The organism is Pseudobacillus sp. 179-B 2D1 NHS (assembly GCF_045370945.1).
In the GTDB taxonomy this organism is placed as follows: domain Bacteria; phylum Bacillota; class Bacilli; order Bacillales; family Domibacillaceae; genus Pseudobacillus.
Map to the genome: position 1 here is coordinate 1 of NZ_JBIQDP010000045.1, position 17007 is coordinate 17007.

The following is a 17007-nucleotide window of genomic DNA, read 5'->3' on the forward strand; positions in this document are numbered from 1 at the left end:
TGAACTCGGGCGTGAAGGTGCGGCGTTCTCGCTTTGTCATAGTTGGAGCTCCTCATCTGTTTTAGGTCAAGTGTACGCGACCTTAATTTTTCTGTCCAGATAAGTGTAGACGCTCCAGTACATCTTCTGCTGTGGAAAACTTTCTTTTAGGGGCAGCGTCAGGAAAATGCGCTTTGCTGACGCCACCCCTATCCAAAATATAAGCACTTCTGAGAAACGATTACGCAATCTTTCAGGCGCCACTTATTTCAAATTCTCTACAATTTATGAAAAGACACATGAACCAAAGTTACAATTACAGTTGGAGGTTATTCCGAGACTAGATTAAACACAAAAGAGAAAGGGGAGATGGCGCTGAAAAATGCTCTTTTTTATTGGTTTGATAAAAATATTCTGAAGCATTTTACTTATACAAACGGTTAGTTGAAGAACAAATGAAAATTTGTCAGAAGTATAAAGGTTTATTTTGATTAAAAACCATAAAAGTATTTCTTAGATAATTAAAATGATTGAAAGTATTAAAAATAAATGCATTTAACATGATAGAGTAAGTATGAGATTGTAATAAAGAAGATGATAATAAAAGAGTTAGAGTGAGATTTGGATATATACATAATAGGAGGATTTTTGACATTAGTGTTGGTAATAATTTAGTTAGTCTTAATTAATGAGAAGATAATAATAGTTAGAGAGTAATACGAAAGTGCTGTAGTTAACTCACGTAATTCTTGGTGTGATTTGACCTAAGTAAGATAATCCGTGTCTTGATGATGTGGAAAGCTTTATTGGTTGAGTACAAATAACTTAACTAGAATACATTGAAGATTAATTGCTAAATAGAATAAGAGGAAGTGACTTAATGATAAACAGAATTAAGGAAGCAATAGAATTTTTAAATGGTAGTGTATTTGAACCTGCAATTACACATCCTGACCTGCAAGAACCTATTGTAAAAAAGGTGAAAAACACTAGAGATAGAGTACGCAAATTCAAAAAAGTAGGTGATTTAAATATATATTTGGCTCGGTTTGAGAAATTACCGGAACCAGGTAAAGATGAGGTATACAAGGCAATAAAGAACTTAAATTTAAAAACCTATGAAGACATTGTACCTGAGTTTAGAGAGAAATTTAAGGATGATTTATATGATATTACCAACTTAGAGGACTTTGTTATTGGTCAAAAATATAGCTCATGGGATATCTCTATTTTTTCACGGACTTATAATAATTTATCGGGTATTTATCTGATTGGTGATGAACCTAATTATAAAGCTATTTTCTCTAAAGTCACGGTGAAGGATGGAAAATATCAGAATAAATGGATAGAGGAAAATAAAGTATTAAAACATTACATGAAGAGTATCGAAGATAATTTCGATCCGAATTTTAAGGTGAATAGAGCCATTATTAATTCAGGAGAAATACCTATTTATATTTTTTTAAAAGAAGGTACGGTCTTAACATTAAGTGGGATTTTTAAGTACGTTAACTATCATGTTGAAAATGATGGATCTAAATGGTTCGAATTAGTAAAGGTAGACTCATTTGAAATTCAAGTCCCGATTACGGCAGAAGAATATGAAGAAGAATTTAATAAACAAGTTAATCATGCTAAAACAACCAATAATAAAGAAAGAAAGCAACGACTTCAAAAGGCTAATAAAAAGCCAGAAGTTATTCAGGTCATCTCAACAAATTATCGAAGAAATCCAGATGTGGTTGCTGAAGTTTTAGAAAGAGCTAAAGGGATTTGTGAATATTGTCATCAACCAGCTCCTTTTATAAGGGCAAGTGATGGAACACCTTATCTTGAAGTACATCATGTTATTCCGTTAGCGGAAGGTGGAGAAGATACAGTGTCAAATGCCGTTGCAATATGTCCAAATTGTCACCGGAAAGCTCATTTTGGAATAGTGGAATAGAAAAGGGCTTATTAATACTCTGCATAGAAAAATTTCTAACAATTATTTCTTAAAGGAAAGAAGCAATATCTAGAAGTGTTATTCATGTATTGCTGGCTTCATGAGATAGTTGGTGATGAAACTAGTGGCAGGAATATTTAATGAAGACGTTGCCTTCAATTAAGTAAGTTTAATTACTTGTTCAAGTAGGTTAGGAGAGTAGAAAATGCTCAAAAAGAGAAAGACTTGTGTCTGTATTCACGATAAAACAAGGAGTGACTACTTTGGATAACTTCCAATTGGAACGCTATATTCTTCGTGACAACTATCTCGATATCCTTTTAAAGCGCTACCTTAAGTTCCGGACCAATCCAGAATATGATGAGAAGTACAAATGGGATATTCTAGATGAATTGAATCGTTATTTGCAGAAGACTGAGATCACAGAAGAAACTGTTCTTGACGTGATCAAATATATAAAAAGCAAAAATCCACAGACAGGTAGCTTTACACACTGGAGCTCACTGGATAATTTAACAAAGTTGGCTGAGGAAGCACCGGGATTAACGGCTAAATTGTTTAAAATCCTCTATGATGAGTCATTGCCTGTACGCGAACGGATTGAACAATTCCACTTTTCCGGGAAAGAACATGGTAAAAATCTCGGTGCCCCGCTATTTGGGTATTTGCTGGCAGCCTACGACTATAAGAAATATCCGCTCTATAAAGAAGAACTACTAAAAGAAATGAAAAAAGCATTCGGCATAGATAAGAAGCTTGGAACCATCAGTGAAAATTACCAATTATTTTTTGATATTTGCAGAGTAACTCACGATTATACACGGGATCAAGGACATGATTTCAATTTTCTCGATGTACAAGATATGTTCTTTTGTGCCACCTATTACTACACGATGATTGCTGAAACAGCTGTGGAATATCTTCATTCTCTAGCGGTTAAGCTTCAAAAATTCATGGAAAATGATGAACTGTTTTTATCCGAAATAAAAAAGATGGATTTACCTTTTCTAGAAGAACGCAGGAAGTTTTATCAAAAAAGCGACAAAATCAATAGAATAAGGTACTTGATGTTAGAACAATGGCTGAATAAGAAAACATTATCACTAGAGGATCTTGAGCGTATGAAGCAAGAGGTGAATGAAGAATATGAATCTAATATTCTTCATTCCTGGAATAATTTCCGTATTATGTTCCAAATCTATTACACCCCAATGAAAGATAGAGTTCTGTATCATTTAGGGAATCTTCATTATTGTATCCGCGAAATGGAGGAATTTAGTGATACGGCGTTTGTACAAGATAAAGCGCTTAACGGATTCAGCTGGAACCAGAACTTCGGCGGATCGGAATGCTGGATTGCTTTGTATCCGAATGATATAGAAAACCACAAAAAGGCGGCCCAGCTCTTTGTCAAAATTGATGGAGAAAAAGTCAGCTACGGTCTGGGTTACGGATCGGAACATCCAAAAAGAAATGCCGACTGGCTGTTGGAAACGGTGACTGATATGGAAGATTTCACCTACGAAAAACTTCATTCTCATTTGGTAGACGTATATCCTCAATTTTTAGAAGACAATCAATGGATGGAAGCAAAAGCTGATACTGAGTCGTCAGTAGATTCAACTATTCGAGTAAAAAGAGAGCCCAAATACTTTTGGCTCACGACGAACCCTTCCATCTGGACAGTTGACGAAATCAAAGAAGGAGGAGAGGTTTTCTATACTGCCTTTAATGAAAAAGGGAACAAGCGGAGGATTTATCATTCTTTTGAAACAGCAAAGCCGGGAGACCGGGTCCTTTTTTATGAATCTACTCCACGAAAAGAAATTGTGGCGGAGGGGGAAGTCACTAAGGATCTGCATACAGGCTCTAGCCCCGGCTTTCCTGATCCTGTGGAAGGTGTTAGTTTTCGTTATGTGAGAAATATGGCTCCGATCGCGTGGGAACAGCTTAATCAAGTGGACGACATCAAACAGAGTACACCTATTAAAAATGGAGCACAGGGAAGTTTATTTGAGTTAACAAAAGAGCAGTTTGAAACGATTCTTTCCATGGAACAGCCCGAACTAATGGAAAATCACCTTCCAATTCCTTCAATTGATTTTTCGCAGGACATAACAATGAAGGGATTGTTCTTTGAAGATAAAGAGCGAATTATCAAACAAGTGAAAACGACCTTATCGAAAGGCAAGCATATTATTTTGACCGGACCTCCCGGGACTGGCAAATCTAAAATGGCCAAAGAAATTTGCCAAAGCTTTGGGGCAGACTATCTGATGATGACAGCTACTTCTGATTGGTCGGCTTATGACACAATTGGAGGCATCCGCCCGAATGCGGATGGAACGCTGTCATTTAAACAGGGGTTCTTTTTAAATTGCTTTAAAGATGAAAAAACATTAAAACCGGAAAACAAATGGCTGATTATTGATGAGATGAACCGCGCCGATATAGACAAGGCCTTTGGTGCTCTATTTTCAGCACTGACGGGTGATTCCATTACTCTTAATTTTCAAGGAGAGAGCGGAAATCAAATTGTCGTCCGCCCGCAAAAGGATGTAAAAGAAGTTCTTCCCAATGATTATGATTTTATTATTCCCAATGACTGGCGCCTAATTGGAACTATCAATACCATTGATAAAGCTTCCCTGTATGAGATGAGTTATGCATTTATGCGTCGATTTGCCTTTATACCGGTTGGCGTTCCAAAAGAGATTGATGAAGAGCTTGTCAATGCTTATTTGCCTTTATGGAGAATAGAAGATTACGCTTATTCCACAACACTTGCAGATATTTGGCGGTTTATAAATGAATACCGCCAGATTGGACCGGCTATTATCGAAGACATTGCTCAGTTCACTGCAGAAGATGGTGACTTTACTTCTGCCATTGTTTTATATGTTCTTCCACAGTTTGAAGGACTTCAGGAATCTGACATTCTTACCTTTATTAAGAAACTTGGGGAATTAAAAAACCTTGATACCAACTATCTTATGGAATTTGCAATTGATTTTTTCAATATCAAGGAGTAATCCATGAAGAAAACTACAAATGAACTGATTGAAGAAATTAGCGATTTTCTTGTTGTGTACCTGAAGTCTGGAAAAGTTGGATTGAATTCTTTTATTCGCAAAGCCCATCTGAACATTCATCAACTTGAACAGTTGATCAATATACATTTTCTGATGAGGGATGAAGTGAAGCAGTACGTAAGACAATTACCTGCTTTAATTCGCCGATTTAAAACATCCACTACACTGATCAATGAAACATATCACGGTGAAATACGCGGGAGGATTAACTGGGAAAATACAATCAAAAACCGTCTTGAAGCGGGAAATAGCGACAGGACTATCTTTTCCTGTAATGAACCATCACGTCATTACAATATTAAAGAAAACTTGGTGCTGAAAGCGTTCATTCAACGGCTGTATGAGCTTTTAGACGCAGAGAAGACGGGATTTGATAGATATATAAAGTATGAATGGTTTGCAGAGTGGAAAGAGTTAAAGCCATTTGTCGATGAGATTTATCAGAAGAATATCTACCTTGCAAGAATATCCGTTGAAAAGGCAGTGATTAGTGATCGAATGCTTCAGGAAACAGCGAAGCATCGCAATCCGCTATACAGCAATGCCGCAAAACTATTTATCCTTTACCGGCAATTGCATTCAAAAAAACTAAACGAGTCTGAGATTCAAAAGCTTCTTCAAGAAACATTTGTTTATCCAGATAAAACGGAGGTATTATTTGAGCTTTATTGGGCCATCCAGCTTATCAAACAAAATAGCGGAGATGCTGTACTCGAACTCTTGGATGGCCGCCAAAACTTGTTTGCAAGCTGGAAAGATAAAGAGTTCTGTTACCAGCTTTACCACGACTCTAGTGGTTCTAACAATTTATCTTTTCATATTAGAGTTGAAGAGGCGAAAGAGAGTTATCATCCGCTATTAGAACGAAGGGTACAGTCTATGGAAAAATCCTTTGATATCGCCACTCAAGTGTTTGGTAGTTCTTTCAATAAGGATACATTATGGAGCGGTCGTCCCGATCTGATATTAGAGATCAGCAGAAGAGATGAAAATAAGCTTATGAAGGTAGTAATTGGGGAAGTGAAGCACACCACAAATGTCAGTTATGCCATAACTGGCTTGCGGGAACTGGTTGACTACATGAAATTTGTGAAGGAAAGTAATGGCCGTTTTGTATATGAGAATTCAATTACCGACATACAAGGCATTCTATTCCTTGATCAAATTTCTATCAAACAGCCCGTAAGAGGGGATGTCATGGTGATTAATCATGAATCTAAAGACTTGCTGAAATTAAAGTAAATAATACTTCTTATTATAAACGCCTATCCCTGTAATCTTAACAGAAACAACTGTATGACCAAAAAGAGAGAACAAGGAGAATAATTTTTGCTTAAAAAACACTACTCCTTTTTTGTGTCTTGTCCTTATACACTAAACACTAGAAGGAAATTGAACCTCTAACGTTCTTCTGCTATATTAACCGGAAGGAGCGGTAAATCATGAAAGAAGAGAAGGATCAAGTTAAACATGGAAATAGTACAAACAAAGAAGAGGAAGTTCAGTTTGTCAAAGAAATTGATCTAGAAGCACTCAATGTCATCAAGCAGCTGTATGACAAGACGCTCAGGGAATTGGTAAACCGGTGAACGATTTAACCTACGACATGGCTGCTAGGGTTAACCGTGACATGATCGAGGCATACAGCCCTAGGGAAATAATAGGAGTCAAAGAGCCTACACTATTCAGCAATGCTATTCATCGACCGGTTCTGACTACGTTTAGTGGGTCCCTATATAAAGATATTTTAAAAAAAGCTTCCAAGGTTGAATCATGAATCAATACACAATTCATATCCAAATAACTATTAGATCACTCAGGCATGGATTTCCTTATTCCATGCCTTTATTTCATTGACCATAAAGTTGTTGATTGTCTATTTTGATTTTTTCGCTAATGATCGTCGTGTACCTAATTGGTTTTATCAGAAGAAGTTATGTTCTTTAAGCCGACCGGAAAGAAGAGAAAGGTGTTCTTCTCTAATAAACTTTGCGCTAAAATAAAAATTTTGGCGTATTTTCAAATGATATAGAGAAGGCTTGGTTCATAAGGTTAACCTTTTTCTTTCCTCTAAAGATACATAGAAGACAGTACTGAAAAACGTGTTCAAGCGCCTCTTTCCGCTTTCTAGACAGGTATGTCACAAAGGATTCCCTTCATTACGATCAGGAAGGATACCTTTTTATCGAGACGGATATGGAAACACTCACGATTTCTCTCCCGAAAATTTGAAAGAAAAGATCAAAAAGAAGGGAAGAGGAAATTTTGATGAAGAGGAAAGCTTTGAGCGATTTGAGAGCTTGGCCTTGTCATTTTCCTTCCAACCAAATCATAGAGGGAGTGCCAATAAAGCACTCCCTTTTAAGATAGCAATAATAATTTTATGTAAAGTAAAGATAACACCTCATTATCTTTACTAATATTTTATCATGTAAATAAGAGCAAGACTAATAAAAAAACGCCCTTCCAAATGGAGGGACGCAGTGAAGAAGAGCATCGAGTCAACAAAGTTTAGTAGTTTCTTTACTCTTCAGGCGGGATGGGTGATACATACTCTTCACCATTTCGCTACTCAATTAATTCTATCTTCGCTTTTTCAAGAATGTCAGGGTTATGAAGGACTTCGATGGCTGTTGCTGCCATGACTTTACCAGATTGAACGGTTGGGACAATCCAGCTGACATCGCCAACATCGGATGTACCTGACAGTATCCCATTGGATGGAATAAGAGGAATATTAGAAGGTTATAAATTTGTAAAAAAACACATTATATATGTTTACATGTATATATGTTAAGGTGTATATTAATAATATGAATACAACAACCATGCAATTAACATTACAGATAATATCAGAGCCGAATCGATTTAACATTGTAGAACTTTTGAAAAAAAGTCCGCACTCTGTAAGTGAAATAGTTCAGGCTCTAAATATTGGCCAACCTCAGGTATCTCGCCATTTACGTATCTTAGGGGAGGCTGGATTGGTACGTTCTCGAACGAAGGGACAGTTGCGAATATATAGCCTTGAAGCACAACCATTTCAGGATTTAGATGCTTGGTTCGATTCATTTAGTATCTTATGGGAACAGCGTCTAGATAACTTTGAGGACTATATGCTCGACATTAAAAGAAAGGAGGATAAATCGCCTTAATAGCTGTTGCATATGAAAGCTAATTTATGAGCTTGAAATGAAAGAATTTGAATAACAAGGATGAATTTAAGATGAGAAGGAAAACAAAAATCTACAAAGATAAGGTCAGCAGAGAACTTACAGTTGAACGTACCGTAGCTATCCCTCTCGAGCTTGCGTGGGAAGGGTGGACTAAACCGGAACATATCTCTCGTTGGTGGGGACCTAAAAACTGGACCTCAACCGTATACGAGATGGATGTTAGACCTAATGGTGTCTGGCGCTATAGTCTAAGGCCTAATAATGGGAATGGAGAAGAGGTATATTGTAGAGCTGTATATCAAGAGGTGCTGGAACCAACTAGATTAGTCTACATCGACTCATTTACTGACGAAAATTGGAGTATGGTAGAAAAAAGTGATATGTATACGACTGTAACTTTTGATGAGATAAAGGAAGGCTGTAAACTTAAAATTATTACTCGTTTCAGAAGTATAGAAGACCTTTATAACGCTGAAGAAATGGGAATGATTAAAGGCTTTTCTGATGCCTTTGAACGTCTTGAAGAACATTTGAAATCCAAATACGGAGGGAAATTATGAACACAATAATTTCAAAAGATGGAACAAAAATCGCTTATGAAAAACAAGGAAATGGTCAGGCGATAATTCTGGTATCATCTGCCGCAGCTGATCACAAAGATGCTGACCAACTAGCAGAACAGCTTTCCAAACATTTTACTGTTTATAACTATGATCGTCGTGGTAGGGGGGAAAGTACCGATGCCTCTGAGTATGCGGTGGAACGAGAGATAGAAGACATTGAGGCTTTAATAGTTGAAGCGGGAGGTAAAAGCTTATTGTTTGGTAGTTCTTCTGATGGAGTATTAGCACTTGAAGCTGCAACAAAACTAGGAGATAAAATCACAAATCTATTTTTGTATGAGCCACCTTTTATTATTGATAACAGTCGTCCACGTGTACCTGCAGAGTATGTTCAAAATCTGAATGAATTGATTGAGGAAGGCAGACGCAGTGATGCGGTAGAATATTTCATGAGTAAAGCTCTCGGAATACCTGCGGAATATCTAGACCATATGAAAGCCGATCCCTCTTGGAAGGGAATGGAGAATCTGGCTCATACCCTAGCCTATGACGGTATGATTATGGAAGAAACTCAATCAGGAAAACCTCTACCAACCAACCGATGGGATGTAAATGTTCCAACAACAATCATAGTTGGAGAAAATAGTGAACCGTACTTCCATGAAGCTGCCAAGTCACTTGCAGAACTGTTACCTCTAGCTAAATATAAAGTGCTTTCAGGGCAAGACCACTCGGCAGTTATGATGGCTCCAGATGTACTGGCGAATGCAGTAGTGGAATATAACGATCAAAATACAAATGAAGTATCGACATAAATATGGTTTGCGTTCATTTTAACTAAAGGATGCTTTAGCTAAATAAGACTTAAACAACTTTAAAGAGCCTTTCTACAATAAAATGTAGAAAGGCTCTTATATTTTTATATCAAAATTAAATAACTTTATTATCATCTAACAATATAATTGCTGGATTAATACCGGAATATTCTGCATTAAGAAGGAACTATTGCAAATTAGCTAAATAAGACCTATACTCGTAAAGGTTTGTATAGATAAATAGTCACATAAGAAGAAAAAAGGTAAAAATTAAAATCTGTTTTATTGAGGAGGAGGAATCTTGAGTAGAGGGTGGACTGCCGAAGACGTTACAGAGTTAAAAGAACATATCGGCACTTATACATTAGCCACAATTGCTAAAAATATGGACCGTTCTGTTACAGCTCTTGAAGTAAAAATGAAAAGACTTGGTATATCTTCAACCAAATTACAGACAGGATTTATCACAACGGGAGAGTTGGCCAGAATCTTACATGTAAACCGGCGCACCGTGAAATGTTGGATAAAGAACCATCAGCTGTCGCATATCAAAAAAGTAACAAGATCAATTAGAACTTTTTATTTTATCGACCCTGTAGCGTTTTGGGAGTGGGCCGAACAAAATAAAGACAAAGTGCAGTTCAGTAATATAGCTCCTCATGCTTTACCTCCTGAACCAGAGTGGGTGGGGAAAGAGCGAATGAAAGAACATACATATAAACTTACTAAAAAACGCTCGTATCAAATATGGACGACTAAAGAAGATGAACAGCTCTTGGAAATGCGCAAAAAAGGAATGATCTATAAAGATATTGGCCAGATATTGAACCGAAGTTCAGTCAGTGTTGCACGCAGGTATGAGAGAATCCGCACAGATGACTGAGTAGATAAGATTTCGTCCAAAGAACACTAATGAACAGGATGATTACGATGAAACGAATTTTTTTATACTTTAACAACATGCAAAAAAAGTTAATGCTCTCATTTGCTTTGATATTAATTATTCCAGCCTTAATCATTGGAGCTCTCTCTTACTCCACAGCTAAAGAAGCCATTAAAGATGAAATGATGAACGGTTTCTCTCAAAGTGTGGAACTTTTAAACTCGTCTATTACCGAAGCCATTCAATCAAAAGTACACGACATACAGACATTTTCCGAGCTTACAAATGCCTCTTTATACAAAGGGGAAAGTAGCCCTGGGCTTCGCCGGCTGTTAACGCAGTATACTAAACTGCACCCTGAAACCTTAAGTATTTATGTTGGAACAGACACAGGCTTATATATTCAAGAACCGGTTATTAATGATACCTCTACCTATGATCCAAGACAACGAGAGTGGTATAAAGAAGCAAAAGAGCAACAGGGAAAGGCAGTCATATCTAAACCTTATCCAGATGCTGGAACAGGTGATATGATCGTTACCGTCTCCCAAACAACAAAAGATGGATCAGGTGTTGTAGCAGTCGATATTAATATAAAGTTCCTTCAGAATTTAGTCCAAAAGGTAAAATTAGGAAATAAAGGATATGCTTACCTTATGGATAAAGATCAGCTAGTTCTGTCTCACCCCGTACTCAATCCTGGGGAAGAGGCTACTGAGGATTTTTTAAAAACCGTTTATAGCAAAGAAAGCGGTCAGTTTAAGTACGAGTTTCAAGGCAAGGAAAAGTTAATGAACTTTACGACAAATGAATTAACCGGATGGAAGTTAGGGGGAAGTGTGGAGCAGTCTGTCATTGATGAGTCAGCCATGCCAGTCTTTTACAAAACACTGATTGTGATTGTTCTTGCCATGCTTATAGGAGCAGTGGTAGTGTTCTTGATTATACGCTCCCTGACAAAACCGTTGTCTAAGTTAAAAGAGCAAGCCCTCACTGTCAGCCGGGGAGACTTAACTACTCGCGTCGATATTCAATCCAATGATGAGATTGGCCAATTAGCTCAAGCATTCAATGCCATGCAAGAGAAGCTAAGGGAGCTGGTTCAAAAAATAGAGTATAATGCGGAGCAAGTTGCCGCTTCCTCTGAGCAGTTGACAGCCAGCTCTGAACAGACGAGCGCGGCTTCACAGCAGGTGGCTGCATCTGTTCAAGAAGTAGCAGGCAGCGCAGAGAGGCAAACGGCTCAAATTGATCAGAGTGTGGAAGCCATCGATAAGATTTCATTAGGAGTGGGAGAAATTGCGGATCGATCCGAGAAAGTATTAGGACTCGCCACTCATACTACCCAGCAAGCGGAAGATGGCGAAAGAGCCGTCACTGATACGGTCAAGCAGATGTATTCCATTCAGCAGTCTGTCATAGAATCCAATGAGACTATCCAGTCTTTGCATGAACGTTCTAAAGAAGTTAGCTCCATTTTAGATGTAATTACAGGTATTGCTGATCAAACAAATCTTCTAGCTTTAAATGCGGCCATTGAAGCTGCCCGAGCTGGCGAGCAAGGCAAAGGATTCGCTGTTGTAGCAGATGAGGTGCGGAAGCTGGCAGAGCAATCGCAACAGTCAGCGAGTGAAATTTTAGATATTCTTAAAGGTGTTCAAAAAGATACTGAGAAATCCGTTAAGGTAATGGAAGAGGTCGCAAATAATGTACAGACCGGTGTGGAAATATCAGACGAAGCCATTACGAAGTTTAAGCAGATTCTACAAAGCACAAGAGAGATTACACCAGAAATGAGAGAAATGTTTTCCGTTTCACAACAAATCAAAGCCGCTGTTCAGGATATAACAACTGTGGCTCAAGATCTGGCAACCATCGCCAGCGAGAACGCCGCCACATCCGAAGAGGTAGCCGCCTCAACAGAGGAAGAGTTAGCATCGATGGAAGAGATCTCTTCATCCGCCAAAGCACTCTCTTCCATGGCAGAAGAATTACAGAAAGTGATATCCCAATTTAAAGTTTAAGCTATTAATCGGAAAAGCCAGCTTTAAGATTCATGGGACTTACTCCGCAGAGTGAGACAAATAAAAACACCTTTGAGTTGAAAATGGGTATGGAATACCTGAAAACAACTTAAAGGTGTAAAGAGATAATAAAGTTATTTAATTTTGATATGAAAATACAAGAGCCTTGCTACATTTTATTGTGTAGTAAGACTCTTTAAAGTTGTTTAATTTCTGTTCATTTAAATATGCTTGTACTTAAAAATCAATAATAAAGTTGTTTAAATCTTATTCAGCTAAAGCACCCCGTTAGTTGAAAAAGAATAGTAGATTAATCTTTTAAAAAATATTTAGCATTTTACGCTTTGAATTTCGTTTTAACATAAAAGCTAAAAGTCCTAAAACTATAAAGATAATAATAAAACTATATGGAATAACGTAATAGGAATTAGGTGGAATTGCGTAAAGGGTTACTCCTTCTGCACCGATATATCCAACTTCAGCGTACCAATTTTTATTTTCATTTGAGAAAAACCAATTACCTGTCTGTCCGTATTTTATTACTTCTTTCATTTTACTATAAACCTTTGGGAAATCTCCTTGATCAATAATTTCTGGAGTTCCTTCTGGCTTTTTATATAAAGAAAAATTCACTAATTTATCATCAGTTATCTCCTGGAATTTTAAAATAATTTGATTTTTTTCAGCTTCTGATAATTCTTTATTCTCTGGCATATTAATTATAGAATTAAGTGTAGCTTGTACTTCTAATTGTTTATCCGCAACTAATTTGTCGCTTACTATCAAACTTATTAAAATTCCTAAGCCAATAATCAAAAAAATAAACGCGATGCGATATAGGATTTTAACTATTTTGTTTTGCGCTTTAAATAAATCAAGTAATCCTTTGGTAATTTGATTTTTATCACCAAAACGGTTGATAGCAATAGAAATTGCTTCTTGTTCACTTTTCCCCTCTTCTTTTAATTCTTCGACAGCTTCTATTAAATGCGTTTGCATTTCTTCTTTCATTTCTTTTGCTTCTTTTCCACTAATATTTACATATATTGAATTCACAAATTCATCAATTTGTTTCATTGTTTTTCTCTCCCTTCTAAAAACGAATCAATAATGTTTTTAACAAACTCCCATTCCTTACGTTTTTCCTCAAAACCTTTTTCTCCGAGTGGTGTAAGTTTATAATATTTCCGCCTTCCTCCAGGACCTTGTTCATCACCCCAGTAAGACGAAATCCATTTATTTTTTTCCAAACGCTTTAATGACAAATAGAGAGTACCTTCTTTAAGTTCAAACTGATTATTACTCTTTTCTCGAACTAATTTTGCTAGTTCATATCCGTACATATCCCTACTATGTAAAAGTGAAAGAATTAACGTATCAATATGTCCTTTTAAAACTTCCTTATTCACTTCCATTTTCCCACCTCCTGATACTAATATATTTTATATTACTCTATAATGCAAGGTATTGATTTTTAAAAATACACGTCCCTTGTTCACCTAAACTGCCCCATTAGTTAAAGAAGGATTTTTAAACAACTTTATTATTTTTTAAAGGACTTTATTGTAAATTAGACAATTTTATTGTTACTTAACAGAAGGTGTTTTTTCTACGAGTACGAGAGTCAGTTATGTAGTGGAGGCAAACTAAGAAAATGAAACAACCGACAACATTCTATAAAATATTAGATAGTGAGATATTCTTGATCAAACATTATTTTCAAGCAGCACGTAACTTGATTTAGGTTGCTCTTTTTTCTGATTGGATATTGTGGCCGCTTTTGCGGAATAGAGACCCAATTAGAATGCTTATTAAGGCTAATCATTGCAACAAGATTACCATTACAGCCCTAAATATGCTTTTTATTAAGACAGTCCGCTGGGGCTGTTTTTTCATTTACAACTATTAATCAAAGTGATATATTTATCTCATAAAGAGATAAATATATCACTAAAAAGAGGTGTAACTAATGAAGCGAACATTAACTAACAAGAGTTGGCTCATCGGGCTGTTAGGGTTTTTGGGATTTCTCGGGACCAGCGGACCCCCAGCCATGTATCTATTCTTTGCCTTTTTTGGAGGGTTACAATATTACTGGTGGTATAAATTAGGCACCGAGGAAGATGAACGTTTAATCGAAAATCGCAATATTGCGGGAACGAAGGCTTTTCGCATTGCTTTTTGTTTTGGATTTCTAAGCAGCTTGGTATTAAGTTTTCTCTCCCTTGATTATGCGCTTTTATATCGAGCTGAATTGATCATCTTAGCTTTGACTTTTGCTTTGGGAACGAACTTGTGGGCATATTTGACTTACAAATATGATGCAGGTGAGTAATTATGACAGCTTTTACAACACAGATAAAAAAATATCGTCTTTTAAAAGATTTAACCCAAGAAGAACTTGCGCAGCGTGTGGGTGTCCGTAGAGAAACAATTATGCGTTTGGAGAACGCAAAATATAATCCCTCCTTGGAGTTAGCCGTTCGAATCGCAAGAGAATTGGACGCTTCAATTGACGACTTGTTCCATTTTGACTTTGAAAAATAATGGAGATGAAAAGAGTGAGCAGGACAACACTCAGATTATTGATTGGTTTGATTTGGATCATCGGTGCAATCGTATGTTTAGTTAAAGCTAATTTTTCAATGGCTGCTTTGTACTTGTTGGTTGGTGTAGTATTTGTCATCGCAGCTAAAAAAGTAAATAAGAAATAAGGGGAAGACTATGACAGATGAACTGCTCTCCATCAAAGATTTAGAGGTTTGGTATGAAACCGGTAAACCCATCATCAGAAATTTGAATATGACAATAAATAAAAATCAAGTCGTTGGTTTGATTGGGCGAAATGGTGCTGGGAAAACAACTTTGATCAAAATGATTGCCTCCATTCTGGACACTTATCATTTGAAAAGTTTTCTGTGGCTCAGGGAAAAAGCAGATGTTCAATCAAAGAAATTCAAATTGAATCGTTCAATTGTTTTTGATGAGGACCACTCTTTTGAGTATTTTACCTTTCGAGAATATTTTGATTATGTATTTGACTCCTATCAAAAACCTGTACCTGATGTAACAGAATTAGTAAGAGGATTCGGTTTCACTAACCACCAAGATACTTTGATAAAAGATCTTTCTACCGGGAATCGTAAAAAAGCTTTTCTGATTACAGGATTCGCTTTGAGACTCCCATTACTAGTTTTAGATGAACCAGTGAATGGTCTGGACTTTGACAGTACAGAATTTTTGTATCAACTCATTAAGGATTATCAAAAATACGGTTCAATTTTATTTTCTTCGCACGTCATGGAGAGTATCACAATGACCGCCAATCAAGTTTTGGTCTTAGAAAACGGGAAAATCAGTCAAACGTTTGAAGGCGCTGAGGTGAATAGCGATTTGATACGAGAGGCATTGCAGATTGATGAAAACTATTAAACTTTTCAATCGACAATTGATGGGGAAATCTTATCATTCTATAATTAAAAGCCTTTTAGCCAGCCTTTTCGTTTTTTTATTAATGTCAGTTTCAGATGTTCATATCGTTGTTAAACCCTTTTTCTTCTATGCTTGCATTGGTTTGTTTACTATAGGTATCGCAAGACAAACAATGAAATCAATCATAAATGATGGGAAGTTAAACGGCTTACTCCAGCTTCCCTTTATAAAGAATCATTTTCTTTGTTCTTTGATATGTTCTACTTATCTTTATGTTTTAGGCACTAAAACATTGCTTTTGTTCTCTCTTTTTTTCAGTGTGATGGAACCAAAGCCCCGTGTACTCTTTTGTAGCTTTCTCATCAGTATCTTTTGTTGTATCTATGGGATATTTTTTGCACTTCCGTATAAATTACCGCAAATACTCGCGGTACTCAGCCTAATAGCTTGTGGTGCATTTGCTTGGTTGAGCAGGAATGATTTGGTCTTACTTACCTCATTCATTTCATTGTCTATAGCTGGAATCTTTTATTTTAGAAGTAATCCCTATGATTTCTTACAGTCACCAGTTTCCCATAAACATCAGGCTTTCTTCGCACGAGGAAATTTCATCAACTACCTTTTTAGATATTTCATTTTTCATAAGAATTATCTGATTAATAGTGTATTTATAATCGCCTTGGCTGTTTTCTTGCCGTTTATGTTTTTGAATATGGAAATGGGCACTTTCTATCTTCTAGGTTTAGGGATTTTGAGTATCAATACACCGCTGTCGATTTTATTTTCAAGCAACCGAACGTTACTTGATAAAGTAAGGTCATTTCCAAATCAAAAAAGGAAAATTATTGTGCCATACTTCCTTCTTTTACTGGTATGGAATGGCATTCCGAGTATGATTTACTTATTTATCTCAAAAATGTTGAATCAACCATTCGGAACAGAAGATTGTCTCTTAGCTTTGAGTCTGATTGTGATAAACAGCATTGGTGTTGTACTTTTAGAATGGTATTTTCCTTTAAAAGGCTTAGTGACAGGGTTGCTGCTCTAGTCCGCAGGATTTTTTCCATTAAAAGTAAACTGTTGCAATAAAAAGCAAGC

At 36.6% G+C, this 17007-nt stretch carries 17 protein-coding genes; 15 read left to right on the plus strand and 2 right to left on the minus strand.

Annotated features, from left to right (window positions below):
- Positions 1 to 859: 859 nt before the first annotated feature.
- The 10 genes from ACH0BF_RS24135 (at position 860) to ACH0BF_RS24180 (ending at position 12477) form a co-directional block, all read left to right on the plus strand.
- On the plus strand, positions 860 to 1924 hold the full coding sequence (locus ACH0BF_RS24135) for an HNH endonuclease (RefSeq protein WP_406910441.1): 1065 nt from the start codon (positions 860 to 862) through the stop codon (positions 1922 to 1924).
- A gap of 263 nt (positions 1925 to 2187) precedes the next feature.
- Positions 2188 to 4956, plus strand: a complete 2769-nt coding sequence (locus ACH0BF_RS24140) for an AAA family ATPase (RefSeq protein WP_406910442.1) — start codon at positions 2188 to 2190, stop codon at positions 4954 to 4956.
- 3 nt (positions 4957 to 4959) lie between these two features.
- Complete coding sequence (locus tag ACH0BF_RS24145; protein ID WP_406910443.1) at positions 4960 to 6258, plus strand: hypothetical protein; 1299 nt, start codon at positions 4960 to 4962, stop codon at positions 6256 to 6258.
- Between the two features lie 200 nt (positions 6259 to 6458).
- Positions 6459 to 6605, plus strand: coding sequence for a hypothetical protein (locus ACH0BF_RS24150; RefSeq protein ID WP_406910444.1), 147 nt, complete (start codon positions 6459 to 6461; stop codon positions 6603 to 6605).
- An 894-nt stretch (positions 6606 to 7499) separates the two neighbouring features.
- Positions 7500 to 7661: a hypothetical protein gene (locus ACH0BF_RS24155; protein WP_406910445.1), complete on the plus strand. Its 162-nt coding sequence runs from the start codon at positions 7500 to 7502 to the stop codon at positions 7659 to 7661.
- A gap of 183 nt (positions 7662 to 7844) precedes the next feature.
- On the plus strand, positions 7845 to 8171 hold the full coding sequence (locus tag ACH0BF_RS24160; RefSeq protein WP_406910453.1) for an ArsR/SmtB family transcription factor: 327 nt from the start codon (positions 7845 to 7847) through the stop codon (positions 8169 to 8171).
- 71 nt (positions 8172 to 8242) lie between these two features.
- Entirely contained in the window at positions 8243 to 8752 is a 510-nt protein-coding gene (locus tag ACH0BF_RS24165) for an SRPBCC family protein (RefSeq protein ID WP_406910446.1), read from the plus strand.
- A complete protein-coding gene (locus tag ACH0BF_RS24170) occupies positions 8749 to 9570 on the plus strand; it encodes an alpha/beta fold hydrolase (protein ID WP_406910447.1) in 822 nt (273 codons plus the stop codon). Before ACH0BF_RS24165 ends, ACH0BF_RS24170 begins: the two co-directional genes overlap by 4 nt.
- 301 nt (positions 9571 to 9871) lie before the next feature.
- On the plus strand, positions 9872 to 10453 hold the full coding sequence (locus ACH0BF_RS24175; protein ID WP_340856573.1) for a helix-turn-helix domain-containing protein: 582 nt from the start codon (positions 9872 to 9874) through the stop codon (positions 10451 to 10453).
- A 47-nt stretch (positions 10454 to 10500) separates the two neighbouring features.
- Entirely contained in the window at positions 10501 to 12477 is a 1977-nt protein-coding gene (locus ACH0BF_RS24180) for a methyl-accepting chemotaxis protein (RefSeq protein WP_406910448.1), read from the plus strand.
- A gap of 318 nt (positions 12478 to 12795) precedes the next feature.
- Here the strand turns inward: ACH0BF_RS24180 and ACH0BF_RS24185 are convergent, their stop codons facing one another.
- On the minus strand, positions 12796 to 13554 hold the full coding sequence (locus tag ACH0BF_RS24185; protein WP_406910449.1) for a permease prefix domain 1-containing protein: 759 nt from the start codon (positions 13552 to 13554) through the stop codon (positions 12796 to 12798).
- The gene (locus ACH0BF_RS24190) at positions 13551 to 13892 is read right to left on the minus strand and encodes a PadR family transcriptional regulator (RefSeq protein ID WP_034305112.1); all 342 of its coding nucleotides are present in this window, start codon (positions 13890 to 13892) and stop codon (positions 13551 to 13553) included. The genes ACH0BF_RS24185 and ACH0BF_RS24190 overlap by 4 nt, the downstream gene beginning before the upstream one ends.
- 554 nt (positions 13893 to 14446) lie before the next feature.
- On the opposite strand from ACH0BF_RS24190, the gene ACH0BF_RS24195 reads away from it, so the two are divergent.
- Genes ACH0BF_RS24195 through ACH0BF_RS24215 form a run of 5 tightly spaced genes read left to right on the plus strand, consistent with a single transcriptional unit; the run spans position 14447 to position 16957 of the window.
- Positions 14447 to 14812 (plus strand): DUF3796 domain-containing protein, encoded by a 366-nt coding sequence (locus ACH0BF_RS24195; protein WP_120038358.1) that lies wholly within the window; start codon positions 14447 to 14449, stop codon positions 14810 to 14812.
- A 2-nt stretch (positions 14813 to 14814) separates the two neighbouring features.
- Positions 14815 to 15024: a helix-turn-helix transcriptional regulator gene (locus ACH0BF_RS24200; protein WP_120038360.1), complete on the plus strand. Its 210-nt coding sequence runs from the start codon at positions 14815 to 14817 to the stop codon at positions 15022 to 15024.
- Positions 15025 to 15038: 14 nt separating this feature from the next.
- Entirely contained in the window at positions 15039 to 15191 is a 153-nt protein-coding gene (locus tag ACH0BF_RS24205; protein WP_406910450.1) for a hypothetical protein, read from the plus strand.
- Between the two features lie 10 nt (positions 15192 to 15201).
- Positions 15202 to 15909, plus strand: a complete 708-nt coding sequence (locus ACH0BF_RS24210; protein ID WP_406910451.1) for an ATP-binding cassette domain-containing protein — start codon at positions 15202 to 15204, stop codon at positions 15907 to 15909.
- A complete protein-coding gene (locus tag ACH0BF_RS24215; RefSeq protein WP_406910452.1) occupies positions 15893 to 16957 on the plus strand; it encodes a hypothetical protein in 1065 nt (354 codons plus the stop codon). The genes ACH0BF_RS24210 and ACH0BF_RS24215 overlap by 17 nt, the downstream gene beginning before the upstream one ends.
- The last annotated feature ends 50 nt before the right edge of the window (positions 16958 to 17007 follow it).